General features: G+C 41.2%; 14 protein-coding genes. 11 read left to right on the forward strand and 3 right to left on the reverse strand.

Going from position 1 to position 17,381, the window contains the following annotated elements; all coding sequences use genetic code 11:
- Positions 1-38 precede the first annotated feature (38 nt).
- On the reverse strand, positions 39-1,358 hold the full coding sequence (locus RB151_RS19455) for a polysaccharide deacetylase family protein (RefSeq protein WP_042845498.1): 1,320 nt from the start codon (positions 1,356-1,358) through the stop codon (positions 39-41).
- A 364-nt stretch (positions 1,359-1,722) separates the two neighbouring features.
- Here RB151_RS19455 and RB151_RS19460 point away from each other — a divergent pair, with 364 nt between their 5' ends.
- The 3 genes from RB151_RS19460 (at position 1,723) to RB151_RS19470 (ending at position 5,241) form a co-directional block, all read left to right on the forward strand.
- The gene (locus tag RB151_RS19460; protein ID WP_042845499.1) at positions 1,723-2,835 is read left to right on the forward strand and encodes a mandelate racemase/muconate lactonizing enzyme family protein; all 1,113 of its coding nucleotides are present in this window, start codon (positions 1,723-1,725) and stop codon (positions 2,833-2,835) included.
- A 188-nt stretch (positions 2,836-3,023) separates the two neighbouring features.
- Complete coding sequence (locus tag RB151_RS19465) at positions 3,024-4,334, forward strand: MFS transporter (protein WP_042845500.1); 1,311 nt, start codon at positions 3,024-3,026, stop codon at positions 4,332-4,334.
- A 172-nt stretch (positions 4,335-4,506) separates the two neighbouring features.
- Positions 4,507-5,241: a Crp/Fnr family transcriptional regulator gene (locus tag RB151_RS19470; RefSeq protein ID WP_042845502.1), complete on the forward strand. Its 735-nt coding sequence runs from the start codon at positions 4,507-4,509 to the stop codon at positions 5,239-5,241.
- Here the strand turns inward: RB151_RS19470 and exuR are convergent, their stop codons facing one another.
- The gene (exuR, locus tag RB151_RS19475; protein ID WP_042845504.1) at positions 5,242-6,003 is read right to left on the reverse strand and encodes a transcriptional regulator ExuR; all 762 of its coding nucleotides are present in this window, start codon (positions 6,001-6,003) and stop codon (positions 5,242-5,244) included.
- A 249-nt stretch (positions 6,004-6,252) separates the two neighbouring features.
- Between exuR and RB151_RS19480 the strand changes: the two genes are divergently transcribed.
- Positions 6,253-7,746 carry a UxaA family hydrolase gene (locus RB151_RS19480; protein ID WP_042845506.1) on the forward strand — a complete coding sequence of 498 codons (1,494 nt, stop codon included), beginning with the start codon at positions 6,253-6,255 and terminating at the stop codon, positions 7,744-7,746.
- A gap of 335 nt (positions 7,747-8,081) precedes the next feature.
- On the opposite strand, the gene araD is transcribed toward RB151_RS19480, so the two are convergent.
- On the reverse strand, positions 8,082-8,780 hold the full coding sequence (gene araD / locus RB151_RS19485) for an L-ribulose-5-phosphate 4-epimerase (protein ID WP_042845508.1): 699 nt from the start codon (positions 8,778-8,780) through the stop codon (positions 8,082-8,084).
- A 454-nt stretch (positions 8,781-9,234) separates the two neighbouring features.
- Between araD and RB151_RS19490 the strand changes: the two genes are divergently transcribed.
- The 7 genes from RB151_RS19490 (at position 9,235) to RB151_RS19520 (ending at position 17,324) form a co-directional block, all read left to right on the forward strand.
- Positions 9,235-10,047: a DeoR/GlpR family DNA-binding transcription regulator gene (locus RB151_RS19490; RefSeq protein WP_042845509.1), complete on the forward strand. Its 813-nt coding sequence runs from the start codon at positions 9,235-9,237 to the stop codon at positions 10,045-10,047.
- Between the two features lie 212 nt (positions 10,048-10,259).
- Positions 10,260-11,252, forward strand: coding sequence for a substrate-binding domain-containing protein (locus RB151_RS19495; RefSeq protein WP_042845921.1), 993 nt, complete (start codon positions 10,260-10,262; stop codon positions 11,250-11,252).
- Positions 11,253-11,409: 157 nt separating this feature from the next.
- Positions 11,410-12,927: a sugar ABC transporter ATP-binding protein gene (locus tag RB151_RS19500; protein ID WP_042845511.1), complete on the forward strand. Its 1,518-nt coding sequence runs from the start codon at positions 11,410-11,412 to the stop codon at positions 12,925-12,927.
- Entirely contained in the window at positions 12,920-13,909 is a 990-nt protein-coding gene (locus tag RB151_RS19505) for an ABC transporter permease (RefSeq protein WP_048605995.1), read from the forward strand. The genes RB151_RS19500 and RB151_RS19505 overlap by 8 nt, the downstream gene beginning before the upstream one ends.
- 13 nt (positions 13,910-13,922) lie before the next feature.
- On the forward strand, positions 13,923-14,957 hold the full coding sequence (locus RB151_RS19510) for an ABC transporter permease (RefSeq protein ID WP_042845514.1): 1,035 nt from the start codon (positions 13,923-13,925) through the stop codon (positions 14,955-14,957).
- Positions 14,958-14,976: 19 nt separating this feature from the next.
- Entirely contained in the window at positions 14,977-15,840 is an 864-nt protein-coding gene (locus RB151_RS19515) for an L-ribulose-5-phosphate 3-epimerase (RefSeq protein WP_042845516.1), read from the forward strand.
- Between the two features lie 11 nt (positions 15,841-15,851).
- Positions 15,852-17,324 (forward strand): FGGY-family carbohydrate kinase, encoded by a 1,473-nt coding sequence (locus RB151_RS19520; RefSeq protein WP_042845518.1) that lies wholly within the window; start codon positions 15,852-15,854, stop codon positions 17,322-17,324.
- Positions 17,325-17,381: the final 57 nt, after the last annotated feature.

The raw sequence follows: 17,381 nt of genomic DNA on the forward strand, positions 1-17,381 counted from the left end.
ATACCGATAGAAAGGAATTCAGTGCATTAAACGGGATATCACCTGTCGATAATAATATTTTGATTAACCACATTCTGTTCGCTATTCCCAACCATCTGAGAAAATTTGTCGAGGGGATCGGTACGAAATGCATACAAGCGTTTTAAGGCATATGGGTTATCCCCTAGCTTCACTTTCCCTTGAATTGTCGTCAAAGCTAGGTGTAAGCCCGCTTCTTTTGCGGCATCCATTGCAGATTGGTTATAGCCACCAAAGGGGTAGGCTAAATAGCGCTGCTCTGGCTCAAAATGGCTAAGTAGCCTCATTGAGCGTTTAAAATCCAACATGGCCGTGTGTTGTTTACGGCTAAAAATAATCGGTGAGTTATGGTTATCCAAACGATGTAAAAAGTGCGTATGTGATTGAATATTAAATACATCTTGGCTATCTTTTATTTCTTGTTTGCTCATAAACTGTAACGAATCTGCAGACCACTTTTCTGGATGAGTTTTGACCCTTGAAGAAATAACAAACAAAGTTGCTTGCTGATGATTTTGCCTTAAAATCGGTAACGCATAACGGTATACGGATTTCAAACCATCATCGAAAGTCAATACCACGGCTTTGCCGGGCAAGTTAGCTGATTTATTCAAATAATCTTCCACATCCTGCAAAGAAAGGGTTTGATAACCCGCTTGCTTGAGGTAATTCATTTGTTCACTGAATGCTTCCACTGAAGTGGCTGTCGATGTTTCACGAAACAGTTTATTTTCACTATCTTGTAAAATATGGTGATAAGTTAAGATTGGAATACCTTTATCCAACGCAACATCATCCAGATGAACATACCCTAGTCTGTCACCTAAGCGAATTGTCAGCCAAGCTGTCTTTGTACCTATTTTATCGGTTTTTATCATTCTAGCGACGACCGGATAACGTAAGTTTGCCCATAAAGAGGCAATTTGCCGGCCACTGCTATCAGCTGATTGATAAACAGGCGTTTTTTGCCGTGTGATTAGATAATCATAAACGGGTTTTTGTAAGTCATTTAACCTATCAATATCTGGAATATAACGAGGGGGTTTATTCGCAAGTGCTGTTGCCTTTACAAACGCATAATCATTACCAAATTGCATCGCGCTATAATCCCCTGAAGAGTTATAAGCATAGAACCCATGATTATGGTTAAGTTCAGCCACCGCACGCATTTCACCCGCGACCCTTGAAAAAATAATTTCTGTTTTTTGGGTTTGGATTAGTTTAGGGGGAATATCGGCTAACCGCCAATCCTGCGTATTATGCTCAACAACTGTGGCTAAAGATGGGGAAATAGAATTTATGAATAAGACTAAAAATAAAACAAGTAATTGTTTACACATTTTTTATCCATTACCAACAAAGTTTGCATTAATTATTCTAAACCTACTCAAGAATTAACCCTATACCCCATGAAAAATTTTTATTGAGAGGTCGCCCCCCTGTTACCTCACTTTCTTTATCAAGCAACTAACCCCCCTTACAGCTTAGCCCCAATACTCATTTTAATCAGTGTTTATTTCTTACAAAAGTTATTATACCAATTAGGTAGTTTAACCTTGATGTATCATACAAAATAAAGAGATCTAGCTCATGTTTATCAGTAAAAAACGTTTTCAAGGTACGATCTGTAAATCATTTGACAGTTAATTCCATTTCCCACTGTTAGATTGGCAATCAACCACCTTTCAACACCTGGGAATAACAATGAAAATAAAAGAAATTAGTACCTTTATCATGCACGTTCCGGTCACTAATGATCTAATTGGTGATTCGACGCATAGCATTACCCATTGGGGAATGCCGGGTGTCATGATCAAAACTGAATGTGGGTTAGTCGGTTATGGTCATACAGGAACACATGCGGATATCACTACAGATCGTTTAATTACCACCATCATTGAAGATGTTTTTGGCCCCATGCTGCTGGGTGAAGACCCAACTGAAGTACGTTATTTACATCGTAAGCTCACTCGTAGTTCGACCAATATTTGGGTAGGTCGTGGTGGCTTGATGCAAATGGCTATCTCTGCCATTGATATTGCCTTGTGGGATCTCAAAGCGAAAGCTGCCGATCAGCCACTATGGCAACTGTTTGGCGGTTCAAAACACAATAAAGTGAACGCTTATAATACTGACTGCGGTTGGCTGGTTCGTAGCCAAGACGATCTCGTTGATGATTGTAAAAAAATGATCTTCGAAGAAGGTTTTAAAGCGATCAAAATGAAAATTGGCAAGCCAGATCCACGTGAAGATTTACAAAGAATCGAAGCCGTTCGCCATGCAATTGGCGATGATATTGACCTAATGGTCGATGCTAACGGTAAATGGGATATCAGCATCGCCAAACAATATGGCCACCGTTTAAATGATTTCAACATTAAATGGTTTGAAGAGCCACTGTGGCACGATGACGTGGCAAGTCACAAGCAGCTAGCAGCTTACATGGATACACCAATCGCGTTAGGTGAATTACTGTATCACAATGATTCATTTAAAGAATTTGTCCTTGCTGGCGCGGTTGATTACCTACAACCAGATGCAACCCGTTGTGGTGGTTTAACTGCAGTATGGGAAATTGCGGATTTAGGTATGGCATTTAACTTACCAGTAACACCGCACCATGGCGATATGATGCAAGCACAATTGCACTTAGTCATGGCACATCCAGCCTGTTCATTACTGGAATTTATTCCATGGACATTGGATTGCTTTGTTGACCCAGTTGAAGTCATTGATGGTGTTTATACCACCCCAACGGCTCCGGGAGCCGGTACGACGTTAAGACCGGAAGCATTGGCTAAATTTAACGTGAAATAATAATAATTCCCTTTTTCGCTATTTCATCACTAACACCACGAGAAAGGGAAATAAATAACAAGAATTATTCATTTTAAGTTACTTATTCATTAGCTCTATACTCTACCCTGCTGATAACTCAGCGGTGGGCTAAACACGTAATAAAAATGAATAGATAACATTATTACCTTACAAAACTGGGGTGAACCATGTCCACCAATACTGATCATTTATCATCGGCTACCAGCAAAGCAATACGAAAAATAATACCCATGGTGGTATTAATGTTCATATTAGCGTATTTAGACCGTTCAAATATCGGTTTTGCAAAGCAAGAATTTCAATTAACAACAGGGTTAAGTGACGCCGCCTATGCATTCGGTGCAGGGATCTTTTTTATTGGTTATGCACTATTTGAAGTACCAAGCAATATCTTACTGTACCGTATAGGTGCACGTGTATGGCTATCACGCATTATGGTCACATGGGGGTTAGTTTCAGCGGCAATGATGTTCGCTCACGATGAAACTACCTTTATTGTCTTGCGTTTCTTATTAGGCGTGAGTGAAGCGGGCTTCTTTCCAGGGGTTATTCTGTATTTAACTTTCTGGTTCCCACAAAATATTCGTGCCCGTGTCACTGGCTATTTTTTATTTGGTGCACCATTAGCCTTTATTATTGGAGGACCATTATCCGGTTCATTACTCGCACTAGAAGGCTCATCATTCGCATTCGGTTTATATGGCTGGCAGTTAATGTTTGTTGTCGAGGGGTTACTCGCCTCTCTCGTCGGGATTTGGGTATTTTTCTACCTTGATGACCGTCCAGAAAAAGCAAAATGGCTGACAGCAGAAGAAAAAAGTGCGCTTTCCGCTAAATTAGCCACAGAAGAAAATGCCAAAGCAGGGCATAGTCCAAAAGGCGCTTTAAGTGCGCTATTAGATATGCGAGTTCTCTATTTATGCTTAATTTGGTTCACTGTTCAAGTATGTGGTTACGGTATTTATTTCTTCCTGCCAACCCAAATCGGGACGCTATTAGGCAGTAAAGTTGGAATATTAGTCGGCTTCGTGACGGCAATTCCACCTCTGTGTGCGGCTATCGCAGTTTACTATGTCCCGCGCATTTCTGAACGCCTAAAAGAGCGTCGTAAAGTGGCTGCGATTACCTTTATGTTAGGGGCTGCGGGGATTGCTGTATCCGGCTTGTTCGATAGCATTCCAGTCATTGCCATTATTGCACTGTGTGTGGCAGCAGCAGGTCACTTAGCGATGCAACCTCTGTACTGGAGCTTCCCATCGGCTTACTTAGGTGGAACCGCTGCGGCATCCGGTATTGCCTTAATTAACTCCGTGGGCAACTTAGGCGGTTTTGTGGCACCAAACTTAAGAGTCTGGGCAGAAACGACGTTTGAATCTGCGCGAGCTGGGTTGTACTTTATCGCGCTCGTTGCCTTTATTGGCGGTCTTTTAATACTGACATTAAAACGATTAGGTATTGAAAAACGATTCGAAGATTAAATCTTTGTTCCCGGGCCACCATCGGTGGCTCGTTTTTACTTAATTAATGGCAACATTAGCTTTCATTTATTACACAAAGAGGTTTAATCAAATATTGCGGTGGTTCAGGATTGAACATACCCCTACCAAATGTCATGATAAAGTCAGCTTATTTCATGCAGGGAGCATTCAGATGAACATTGCAGTACAAAATAGCCAGTTAGTTTTGCCCCATGCAAACATTCTTGAAATTTTACAAACCAATAGCTGGTTTAATAACTTACCTGACTATTTGATTAGTATATTAATGGAATGCGCAACGCTACGTTTTTATAACGATGGCGAAATGGTTCACTACCAAGGCGACCCAGCTAGAGGGCTATACGCCGTCATTCAAGGCTCCGTTAAAGTGAGTTCCATCTCTACCGATGGGCGTGAATGTGTATTCCGCTATCTTTCCCCCGGGAACTGGTTTGGCGAAATTGCCATGTTAGATAAATCCGCCCGTACTCACGATGCAAAAGCGATTAGCCCAACAATTTTGTTGACGATTTCACCAAAAGACTTAGCTACAATCTTAGAGAAATACCCTGTTTTTTATCAATCATTGAATATCTTACTGTGTAAGGTCATTCGCAACGCTTTTACCATTATCAATGACAGCGCTTTATTGTCAGTTTCTGCTCGGTTAGCTAAACGGCTGCTTAGCTTAGCCGAAGGGTACGGAGAACCCCATGAGAAAGGCATCCAACTTAGCCTATACCTAACACAAGATGACCTAGCAACGATCATTAATACCACTCGACAAACCATCAATAAGCGCTTGGTTGCTTGGGAAAAATTAGGTTGGATCGATGCAAAATACGGGAAAATTATCTTAGTGAATCTTCCCGCATTAAAGCAAATCTCTGAAGATGATGAGGAATAACTAATCGTTATGATCGACGGTTGGGCTATCCGCAAAAAAGTAACGATCCATGGTAAATTCGAAGTCATCACTAGTGGCATTAAACAACATTTTTTTAGTGTTTTCCAAGTGTTGCCACATTGCTTGCCTTGCCCCCTTTGCATCACGGCGTGCAAGTGCCTGTAAAATTTGGTCATGTTCATCACACCAACTTTCAATCGACCTATTATCAATGTGCTCATGAAGTTTTAACCAGTATGGGTTACGCAAGCGCTGGCTCCACATCTGCTCAACAATAATTACCATGGCGCTGTTATGAGTCGATGCTGCAATTTGCATATGGAATGCTAAATCCCACGTTGAATCACGAAAGCGGTCTTCTTTCCGTGCATTTTTTTGTATATCAACCAGTTTTAAAATATCTTCTTTAGTTGCTTGAGTCGCGGCAAACTCTGCAATATGGCTTTCAATCAATTGCCTTGCTTGTAGTAATTCAAATGGGCCACAACGACTAAACTCGAGCCCGCTGTCCGTATTGACCGAGTTGTTAGACCGATTACTAATAACATGTATACCTGAGCCTTTGCGAACATCCACATAACCTTCGACTTCTAACATAATAATGGCTTCACGGATCACCGTACGGCTGACATTCATTTCGTCTGCAAGTAAGCGTTCTGCGGGGAGTTTTGTCCCTATTGGGTACGCATCATTTTCAATTCTATCTTTAACCAAAGCGGCAACTTGCTGATATAAGCGTGGTTCACTCTCTTGTGAGCTCATCATTTTCTCCTTTCGCAATACAACCCTGTGTAACCAGCATCTAAACGCTCTAAGTATAACGAAATTTACCATGTCTGGGTGAAATAGAAAATGTTAAGAAAAGAAATTACAGTTAAATTGGTATAACACCTTTAAAAGATATAAACCAAATAGTATAATGCCTGAAATTTAGTCAATAAAATGATTGATCACACCTTGATATGATTGGTTGATCCCATTACATCCGATTTCCAGCCCAGGGAACTAAACATGATAAAAGATATAATTAAAATACATGCCAATGACAATGTCGCTGTTACGCTAACTGATAGGCAAGTAGGAGAAACTATCACTATTGATAACCACTCCGTCACCCTAAAACAGGATGTCGCCCGCGGTCATAAAATCGCATTAGTGCCGATTGAAAAAGATCACAATATCTTAAAATACGGTTCCCCAATTGGTCATGCAACCACTGCAATTAGTGCTGGTGAACATGTGCATACTCATAATATTGCAACAAATTTAAGTGCATTAAATGACTATGAATATGACCCAGAATGTAACCTAATTGCGGCAACTCTCCCTGACCCTGAAGTACAAATTTATCGCCGCAATAACGGTGACATTGCCGTCCGTAATGAAATTTGGGTGATCCCAACAGTTGGATGCGTCAATGCCCTTGCAAGAAAAATGATCGAACGCTTCAATAAACAGCACAATGAAGCGACTGATATTGACGGGGTCTATCTTTACAACCATACCTTAGGCTGCTCTCAATTAGGCGATGACCACTTAACCACCCGTACTATTTTGCAAGATATGGTAAAACACCCTAATGCAGGGGGCGTTCTGGTGATTGGGTTGGGATGTGAAAATAACCAAGTGGCTGAGTTTAAAGCAACATTAGGTGATTTCGATACTGATCGCGTTAAATTTATGGTATGTCAACAATTGGAAGATGAAATTGAAGCGGGCGTTGAACACCTTAATGAACTTTATCAATTAGTTAGACAAGATAAACGTGTGTCAGGCAAGCTTAGTGAAGTGAAATTTGGCCTTGAGTGTGGTGGCTCTGATGGGTTATCAGGGATCACCGCCAACCCACTATTAGGCTGTTTTTCTGATTTCCTTGTCAGCCATAATGGAACGACTGTTTTAACCGAAGTGCCAGAAATGTTTGGTGCTGAGCAGATTTTAATGAACCATTGTCATGACCAACAAACCTTCGAAAAAACAGTAAATATGATCAATGACTTCAAACAATATTTTATTGCTCATGATCAACCTATCTATGAGAACCCCTCTCCGGGTAATAAAGCAGGCGGTATCTCTACGCTAGAAGAAAAATCCCTTGGTTGTACTCAAAAAGCGGGAACCAGCCAAGTAATGGATGTATTAAAATACGGCGAGCGCCTAACAAAACCGGGCTTTAACTTATTAAGTGCTCCAGGTAACGATGCGATTGCAACCAGTGCATTAGGTGCCGCAGGCTGCCATATAGTGCTATTTACTACGGGTCGTGGAACTCCTTATGGTGGGTTTGTACCAACATTAAAAATTGCCACTAATAATGAACTGGCCGCCAAAAAACCCCATTGGATTGATTTTAATGCAGGTGCCTTATTAACCGGTAAATCCATGGATCAGTTATTGGCTGACTTTATTCAACATGTGGTTAAGGTCGTAAATGGAGAGCAAACCAAAAATGAAGTGAATGACTTCCGCGAATTAGCCATTTTTAAAATGGGCGTCACACTTTAGAATAAACTGCCCCTATTGTTTTCGCTATTAGGAAACAATAAGGGCGCTTCTAACCTATTCTATTATCTTAATTTCATTTCCTTATAGATAATAATTAATTACCGCCTACTTTCTATTTTAGGATATGGGTATATAAACATTATGTTTAAACTTTAATGAACAGTTTTATGATGGTATCTCTTTAAGGGGTATTATTTTAATAACAGTAATAACCACACTGCATTTCTTTGTGGTTATTTGTATAATAACCCCTTCCTTGACTATAATAAAAATCAAGAAATAGTATTTGTTATTTTTAATCAATTTATTATGTCAGTTACACTACATTTAATTCTTTACTTTTGCCCATAATAGGCATTTTTACCATGCTTACGTAAATAATGTTTATCTAACAGTTCTTGCTGCATTGCCCCTACAGCAGGCTGTAATTGACGAGTAAATAAATTCATATAAGCGATTTCTTCTAAGACAACCGCATTATGCACCGCATTATCAGGGTTTGTCCCCCATGCAAATGGGCCGTGACTGTTAACTAATACTGCGGGAACATCTTTGGCTGTGATACCTTTTTCTTTAAATGTTTCAATGATGACATTACCCGTTTCCCTTTCGTAATCCCCAGCAATTTCATTTTCTGTCATTAAACGCGTGCACGGAATTTCACCATAGAAATAATCTGCATGTGTGGTGCCTAATGCACTTAATGGCTGCCCCGCTTGTGCCCAAATAGTGGCATGACGCGAATGAGTATGCACGATACCGCCAATTTCAGGGAATGCCTTGTAAAGTGCCAGATGGGTATCTGTATCAGAAGATGGTCGAAAATTACCTTCAACAACTTTTCCCGTTTCCAGTGAGACAACCACCATATCTTCTGCTTTCATGGTTTCATAATCCACACCGGATGGCTTAATTACCATTAACCCTGCTTGGCGATCAATGCCACTGACATTTCCCCAAGTAAAGGTCACTAGGTTATGTTTTGGTAATGCGAGGTTTGCTTCAAAGACTTGTTGCTTCAATTGTTCTAACATAATAATCCCCTAGCTATAAAATTTGCTTTAATATCAACAACAAAAATTTATTCTCTGGGTATATTTTGTGTGTTGATAACCTGTCTCTACCTATTAAGGTAAACAGATTTTGCTGATTTAAAAAGCGGTCACATTTACAAACTCGCAACAAACCACAGTCAATCGGTCATAACCGGTCACAATCGGTCATATTAAGTCAATATCGAGGCGTGGAAATATGACCGAGTTAGCCCATTTTTTTTTGTTTCTTATGAGTAACACAGAAAGATACTGCAAATAATGCGCCATGCATCACAACTAAAATGTAACGATTACATATTACTTTCAAATATAGCTATACAAGATCACTTTAAACGGCTTTGTTTTTTTCAAGAATGGAATACTTGAATCTAATCACGACAAAAAAAAAGCAACACAGGCAGAATAAATATCGTGGAAAAAATAGGAGTTAAACATGTTACAAGCCGAACGCCATAAATTAATTTGTTCTCATGTTTCACAAAATGGTTCGGCGTTAGTGCGTGAATTAGCTCAGTTATGTCTTGTTTCCCAAGAAACAATCCGTCGTGATTTAACAGTACTAGAGCGAGAAAACCGAATTATTCGTAGCTTCGGCGGTGCCGTTGCCATTGACCAAGAAGAAATGCCAATGGTCAATGTAATACCTTCTTCGGTCAAACTCAGTCAAATGGTCGATGGTGCAGAATCCTTTCGCAAAAGAACCGAAGAACACCCTGATGCGAAAATGAAAATTTCTAAGGCTGCACTGAAGTTTATCCAACCCGGCGACTGTATTATGCTAGATAACAGCAGTACTTGCTGGTTTTTAGCACGACAAATACCTGATATCGATATTACTGTTGTCACTAATTCGGTCAAAATTATCCAAGCACTGGCTTGCCGTGATCGTGTACGAGTGATTGGGATTGGTGGTGAATACTCAGAACGTCATGATGATTTTCATGGCCCTATTGCAGAAAGTATTATTCGTAGCTTTCAGATAAAAACCTTATTTTTATCATGCCAAGGTTTTAATATTGAAAATGGTATTCGTGATGGTAGCGAAATAAATTCAAAGCTGAAAAATATTATGTTGCAAGTTTCAGAGAATAAAGTTTTACTCGCCGACAACAGTAAACTCGGAAAATATGCTTTTAGCCAAGTTTGTACCTTTGAGGATATTAACGTACTCATTACTAACAAGCTTAATGATACTAATTTTCAAAAACAATTCCCGAATTTAAATATTATCGAGTGTGATAAGTAATTTATTAAAATATAAAAAGTCCGTAACCGTGATGTAAGTAAAATAATAATCATTCATTTATTTTCTGTATTAAAAAGTGCAGGGATATTATGTACCCATAATTCCTTAGCGCTTAATTATAGGCATACCTAAATGAGATAATAACATTGACCCTATGTTGATGAGAGATCTCGATTTAGTATCCATCTACACTAAGGAATACAACTATGAACATGAAAAAATTAGTTTTACCTTGTTTAATGAGCGTTGCACTGTTTTCCAATGTCGCAATGGCCGAATCACAAAAAGCACAAAAGCCATTCACGATGGGCGTAGTCGTTAAAGTCGGTGGTATTCCTTGGTTTAACGTTATGGAACAAGGGATCACCGAAGAAGGTAAAAAACTGGGCGTTAACGCATTCCAAGTTGGCCCTACAACGGCTGATCCAGCAGAACAAGTTCGTGCCATCGAAGATTTAATCGCCAAAAAAGTGGATGTCATTGGTGTCGTTCCTAACGATGCAAAAGTACTTGAGCCTGTATTAAAACGCGCTCAAGAAGCTGGTATTAAAGTCATTACTCACGAATCTCCAAATCAAACCAACGCAGACTGGGACTTTGAATTACTTGATACCCAAAGCATGGGAGCTAACCATATGAAAGATATGGCAGCTTGTATGGGTGAAGAAGGTAAATACGCCATGTTCGTCGGCAGTTTAACGGTCCCTCTTGTTAATGAGTGGGCGGATGCTGCCATTGCTTATCAAAAAGCCAATTACCCAAAAATGCAAATGGTAGATGACCGTTTTGGTGTTGCAGAATCCGTTGATGATTCAATGCGTACCGCTAATGACCTGTTATCTAAGCACAAAGACTTAAAAGGCATTATGTCATTTGGCTCGCAAGGCCCTATCGGTGCAGGTCGTGCTATTGATAAGCGCCGCAAAAATGATACCACCTGTGTATTCGGCACCTTTACCCCAGGCCAAGGCATTAAGTTACTAGAAAAAGGCGCTATTGATGGTGGCTACATTTCTAATCCTAAAGTTGCAGGACAAGTCTTCGTTCAAGTTGCGACTGCAATGATGAACGGTGAAGAAATTAAAGATGGCGTTTCAATCGGTGATATGGGTGAAATTAAAGTCAGTGGCAATACCATTTTAAGTGATAACCCTGTCAATCTGAATATCGAAAACACCAAAAAATTGGTTGAAGTCGGCCTGTAATTCTTCACTAGCAAAATAACATTTAAAACAAAAATACAATATTAATTAGCATTTTGAATTTACTGTTTTGTATAGCGCGAGTTGTAGCCAACAACGCAACAGCTTGCGCTATGACAAACAAGCCAACACCAATTTATTTGCAGTAGGAATTATACCTATGACAACCACCTCAAAAGCTGACAAATCCGACCCACTCATCACCTTACGAGACCTTTCCAAAAGCTTTGGGGGTCATCGTGCATTACGCAATATTGATTTGACGCTAAACAAAGGTGAGGTGCACTGTTTAGCAGGCACCAATGGGTGTGGAAAAAGTACCCTGATCAAAACTATCAGCGGTGTGTACGCTCCTGATAATGGCAGTAAAATCGAGATTGATGGCAAAAGTTACCACCGGTTAACACCCGATAAAGCTCGTGAATTAGGCGTACAGGTTATCTATCAAGACTTATCGCTATTCCCTAACTTAACGGTGGCTGAAAATATCGCTTTTGAGCTGAACCTCAAAGGGTATTTTGGTTGGTTCCAAAAAAAGAAATTGCGCGAAAAAGCGTTAGAAATACTCAATGAACTCGCTTTTTCCATTAACCCAGATACGCCAGTTCAATTTTTACCCATTGCTCAGCGCCAACAAGTCGCTATCTGCCGTGCCTTAGTCGCGGATGCTCGCCTAGTAATTATGGATGAGCCAACGGCGTCCCTCACTCGAACCGAAGTAAATCAATTACTATCGACAGTGAACTACTTAAAAAACAAAGGGATCACCGTCGTTTTTGTCAGTCATCGACTTGAAGAAGTCAAGGAAATATCTGACCGCATTACGGTGATCCGTGATGGGCAAAAAATTGGCACATGGCCTGCTGAAGGCTTAACCACCCGCAAAATTACCGAACTCATGACCGGTTTAGACATCGTTCATGAACGCAAACCCCCAAACAATGCGGAAGATAGACGTACGGTTCTAGAAGTTAAAAACTTCAGCCGCTCAGGCCAATATCAAGATATTTCGTTGAGTTTAAAACGCGGTGAGGTATTAGGTTTATGTGGTTTGCTCGGTTCCGGCCGTACTGAACTAGCGCTCTCTTTATTTGGTATTACTCACCCCGATAATGGTGAGTTACGTATTGAAGGTAAACCCGTTAAGCTGAAGAACAATACCGAAGCGATTAAACACGGTATTGGCTATGTATCCGAAGACCGCCTAACGTTAGGTGCGATATTACAGCAATCTATCGCCGATAATATGGTCATTTCCATTCTTGATCGTTTAAAAACCCCATTGCATTTGATTGATGAAAAACAATGTCAAGACATTGTCCAAGAGTGGATTGCTGACTTAGATATTAAAGTAACTGACCCCAATAACCCCCTTTCCACGCTATCTGGCGGTAACCAACAAAAAGTGGTTCTTGCTAAATGGATTTTAACTCGCCCAAAAGTATTGATTTTAGACTCCCCAACTGTGGGTGTCGATATTGGTGCAAAAGACAGTATTTATAAATTAATTCACCGTTTATCTGGTGTGGGTATTTCAATTCTTCTAATTACCGATGAAGCCTCCGAAGCTTATTATAACTGCGACAGAATTTTACATATGAAACAAGGAACTATCGTCAAAGAAATCATGACAGATTCCATCAATGAGCAACAGTTGGAGGAAATCATCAATGGCTAATTGGCAAAAACTTCGACCACAATCAGTTGAAGGTTGGTTAATTTGGGTCATTATCATTATGGTGGTTTTCTTTACTGCTATGAGCCCACAATTTCTGACTATTCAAAACTTACTCGACCTAAGTGAAAGCTATGCAGTGACAGGTGTCTTTGCTTTAGGGTTATTTGTCGTCTTAGTCACTGGTGGGATAGATATTTCTTTTGCGGCCGTAGCTTCCGTCGTTCAATACGTCATAGCAACATGGTTATTACAAGGAATTATTGCTAGCCCAGCCCTGAGTATCACATTGGCGATTGTCATTGGTATCGCTTTTGGTTTAATCAATGCAATATTAATTTACTCCCTCAATGTGGTTTCCATCATTATCACCATCAGCATGCAATCATTGTTATTTGGCATGCTGATGTGGTTAACAAATGGCCATAGTATTTATGATTTACCCGATTGGTGGGTAGACCCTGTGACTATCTTGCCGTTCGAAGTCGATGGGGAATACTACCAAGTTGGCCTACCTCTTTTAGTGATGCTTGGTATTGCCTTCCTGACTTGGATTTTAATGAATAAAACCCATATTGGCCGCCAGTTATATGCGGTTGGGGGCAGCCAAGAGTCTGCGACTCGTATTGGTATTCGAGTTTCCGTCATTTATTTGTTCGCTTATGGCTATCTAGGTGCTATGGCAGCCATTGGTGGCATGTTGCAAACTTACCGAATGAGTGAAGTGGTACCCAGTGCCCTCGTAGGAGGAGAACTCGATGTACTTGCTGCGGCGGTGTTAGGAGGGGCAAGTTTGTCGGGGGGACGCGGTACGGTGATCGGTACGCTCATGGGGGTTTTCCTGATCGGTATCTTAAAGAATGGCCTCAACTTGATTGGCGTCTCTAACTATTTCGTCAATATCGTCATCGGCATGGTTATCCTCATTGCGATTTGTATTACTCACTACAAAAAACGCAAAGAGACGGACGTAGGTTTTGTTTAACAGGAATATCACCATGAAAAAACACGCTTTTTTTAAAATTGATGGCTCTGTTATCGGACTGCTTTCAATCTTCTTATTGGCGATTGCTGCATTCAGCATCGCTATGCCGGGGCATTTTTTTACGCAAAATACTTTTTTAAGTATTACCTTCCAATTACCTGAGCTAGGTTTACTCACTTTTGCCATGTTTGTCCCGATGTTAAGCGGTGGTTTAAACCTTGCGATTATCAGCACCGCTAACTTAACGGGCTTATTTATGGCGTGGGTCTTTATTAATTACCTACCCGTGGAGGCAGGAACTGGTACGCAATTAATGTGGTTATTATTGGCATTAGTCGGTGCAACGGTCATCGCGGTAATTATTGGCACACTCACAGGGCTAATGATTTCCCATATCGGTGCCCACCCAATTCTAGTCACACTTGGTACGATGACCATTATCAGTGGTATTGGGGTTTACCTTACTAAAGGTGCCGCACTCAGCGGTATGCCACCGATTGTACGTGCTATTGGTGCTGACACTGTATTTGGTGTCCCTATTGCTATGATTATCTTTATTGTCACCGCTATATTGTTAGCCCTATTTTTAGGTTGTACACGCTTAGGGAAAAACATTTACATGAGTGGCAGTAATATCAATGCCACATGGTTCAGCGGTATTCGTACAGACCGCGTAATGATCGCCATCTATACCATTTCTAGCCTTCTGTGCGTACTTGCAGGCCTCATTATGATGGCACGCTTTAACTCTGCACGTATGGGCTATGGTGACTCTTATTTATTACTCACCATCCTTGCCATTGTATTAGGTGGGACTAACCCATTTGGCGGAGTTGGGAAAGTTAGCCGTGTATTCTGCGCTTTATTAGTTTTACAAGTCATCGCAACGGGTTTAAGCCTACTGGGAGTCAGCCTGCACTTTAACCTTGCGGTTTGGGGGATCACCCTAATTTTGGCACTGGCGTTCAAATTCTTCAAAGAAAGATGGAGTGCTAAACGAGCCATGACCCGCAACCAGCGCCTTAATAAAACATCACCACAAAGTTAAATTTTTCAGGGAGAACACCATGCGCAAGCATCCAATTGGAATTTATGAAAAAGCATTACCTAAAGATAGCAGTTGGTTAGAGAAATTAGCGTTAGCTAAAGCCGCTGGATTTGATTTTGTTGAAATGTCAGTGGATGAAACCGACGAACGCCTTGCACGCTTGGACTGGAACCAAGCTGAGCGCCTAGACATTGTCAAAGCCATCCAGCAAACTGGCGTGCGTATTCCAACAATGTGTTTATCTGGTCACCGCCGTTTCCCTTTCGGTAGCCACGATGAAGCAACTCGCATGATGGCTTATTCCTTGATGGAAAAAGCCATCAAATTAGCGCAAGACCTTGGGATCCGGACTATCCAACTTGCAGGTTACGATGTCTATTATGAAGAGCAAGATGCACAGACCATTGCCCATTTTGAAAAAGGGATGCAATGGGTCAGTGAAGTTGCCGCAGCGGCTCAGGTAATGTGTGCCGTAGAGATCATGGATACGCCATTTATGAATTCCATCACTAAGTGGCAAGCCCTATCTGACAAAATTCGCTCTCCATGGTTTTCTGTTTACCCTGACGTGGGTAACTTGACCGCATGGGGGAATAATGTCGAACAGGAATTCACACAAGGCATTGAGCACGTCACGGCTATTCACTTGAAAGATACCTACGCGGTAACAGAAACCTGCCAAGGCCAATTCCGTGATGTCCCTTTTGGGGAAGGTTGTGTCGATTTTGTGAATTTATTCAAACTATTAAAGCGTTTAAATTATCGCGGTACCTTTTTGATTGAAATGTGGACAGAAAAAGCAGAAGAACCATTGATTGAAATCATTAAGGCTCGTCATTGGATAGAAGATAAAATGCAACAAGCTGGTTGGTACAACGCTTAAAGGAGCCCACAATGAATGCATTTTTTATGGGTGTCGACCTTGGTGGTACTGTTATTAAAGCGGGAGTCTACACACCTGAAGGCCAAGAAATTGTTGTTGCAGAGCACCCTTTCCCCACTGAGAGCCCTGAAGCAGGGTTTAGTGAACGAAATATGGATGTGCTATGGGAAGCAGCCTGTAGCGTGATCCGCGAAGCGATTAAAAATAGCCGCTTGAATGCTTCACAAATTTCGGGCGTTAGCTTTTCTTCGCACGGTAAGGGCCTCTATTTACTCGATAAACACGGCAAACCCGTTAGAAATGGGATTGTATCTTCGGATTCCCGCGCTCAGGCCATTGTTGATGAATGGCATAAAAATGGCACGGCAGACAAAGCCTATCCGCTGAGTTTACAGCAGCTCTGGGCTTCTCACCCTGTCGCATTACTACGCTGGTTAAAAGAAAACGAACCCGATAACTACCGGAGTACAGGTCATGTTTTAATGGTACATGACTATATTCGCTATCGCCTTACTGACCAAATTGCCTGTGAAGAAACTAATATTTCAGGTAGCCAGTTATTTAACCAAACTAAATCAAGTTACGACCCTAGCTTATGCAAACTATTTGGTATTGACGAGGTCAATGACAAATTAGCACCAGTGATCAATTCAGCCCAACTAGCGGGGACTGTAACGCATAAAGCAGCAGCAGAATGTGGCCTGACAGAAGGGACGCCTGTCTTTGGTGGTTTCTTCGATGTTGTCGGTGCAGCCTTGGCTTCGGGCGTCAATCAAAAAGATAAACTGAGTGCAGTTGCTGGGACATGGACAATCTCCACCCGTGTTTTTGATGAAATTATCCCATCAGATTACCCGTATGTTTGGAGCAAATACTGTATTCCAGGTACTTATTTTGTCCATGAAGGAAGCCCAACGTCAGCCAGTAACCTCGCGTGGTTTACGCGCCATTTCTTCAATCAACGCTTACAGGACTATGAGGTACTTAACCATTGCGTAGCCGAAGGGGCAACAAGGCAAAATGATATCCTATTTTTCCCTTGGCTATATGGCTCTAATTACCATAGTAACCTGCATGGCGGCCTATTAGGTTTAAGTTCTCACCATACAGATGCAGATATTGTTTACGCGATTTACCAAGGTATTGTGTTCTCTCACTTGCTGCATCAAGACCGCATTGTTGGGCTCGATAATACCACTGAGTCCATTCGCTTTACGGGTGGCCCAACCCACTCCCCATTGTGGATGCAAATGTTCTGTGATGCGAGTAATTTACCGTTAGATGTCGTCAACATACAACAGTCTGGCTGCCAAGCGGCGGCGCTGTGTGCTGCCGTTGGAACAGGTTATTATTCCGGCTTCGATGTCGCCATTTCAGCCAGTACAGCGAAAATGACAACTTACCAACCCAATGCCGTTGGGCATCAGCAATTACGCGATAAATTTGCTCGTTTTAAATCCGTGGCGGATGCTCTGAGCCGCTAATTAAGGTTTTATATCGATAAAAAGGCAGCGCTGACATTAGGCCCTGCCTTTTTTGTT

Source organism: Providencia rettgeri (assembly GCF_001874625.1).
GTDB classification, from domain to species: domain Bacteria; phylum Pseudomonadota; class Gammaproteobacteria; order Enterobacterales; family Enterobacteriaceae; genus Providencia; species Providencia huashanensis.

Excerpts from the sequence above, each read along its gene's own strand:
- RB151_RS19455 (WP_042845498.1), bottom strand. The coding sequence starts at position 1,358 with ATGTGTAAACAATTACTTGTTTTATTTTTAGTCTTATTCATAAATTCT.
- RB151_RS19460 (WP_042845499.1), top strand. The coding sequence starts at position 1,723 with ATGAAAATAAAAGAAATTAGTACCTTTATCATGCACGTTCCGGTCACT.
- RB151_RS19465 (WP_042845500.1), top strand. The coding sequence starts at position 3,024 with ATGTCCACCAATACTGATCATTTATCATCGGCTACCAGCAAAGCAATA.
- RB151_RS19470 (WP_042845502.1), top strand. The coding sequence starts at position 4,507 with ATGAACATTGCAGTACAAAATAGCCAGTTAGTTTTGCCCCATGCAAAC.
- exuR (WP_042845504.1), bottom strand. The coding sequence starts at position 6,003 with ATGAGCTCACAAGAGAGTGAACCACGCTTATATCAGCAAGTTGCCGCT.
- RB151_RS19480 (WP_042845506.1), top strand. The coding sequence starts at position 6,253 with ATGATAAAAGATATAATTAAAATACATGCCAATGACAATGTCGCTGTT.
- araD (WP_042845508.1), bottom strand. The coding sequence starts at position 8,780 with ATGTTAGAACAATTGAAGCAACAAGTCTTTGAAGCAAACCTCGCATTA.
- RB151_RS19490 (WP_042845509.1), top strand. The coding sequence starts at position 9,235 with ATGTTACAAGCCGAACGCCATAAATTAATTTGTTCTCATGTTTCACAA.
- RB151_RS19495 (WP_042845921.1), top strand. The coding sequence starts at position 10,260 with ATGAAAAAATTAGTTTTACCTTGTTTAATGAGCGTTGCACTGTTTTCC.
- RB151_RS19500 (WP_042845511.1), top strand. The coding sequence starts at position 11,410 with ATGACAACCACCTCAAAAGCTGACAAATCCGACCCACTCATCACCTTA.
- RB151_RS19505 (WP_048605995.1), top strand. The coding sequence starts at position 12,920 with ATGGCTAATTGGCAAAAACTTCGACCACAATCAGTTGAAGGTTGGTTA.
- RB151_RS19510 (WP_042845514.1), top strand. The coding sequence starts at position 13,923 with ATGAAAAAACACGCTTTTTTTAAAATTGATGGCTCTGTTATCGGACTG.
- RB151_RS19515 (WP_042845516.1), top strand. The coding sequence starts at position 14,977 with ATGCGCAAGCATCCAATTGGAATTTATGAAAAAGCATTACCTAAAGAT.
- RB151_RS19520 (WP_042845518.1), top strand. The coding sequence starts at position 15,852 with ATGAATGCATTTTTTATGGGTGTCGACCTTGGTGGTACTGTTATTAAA.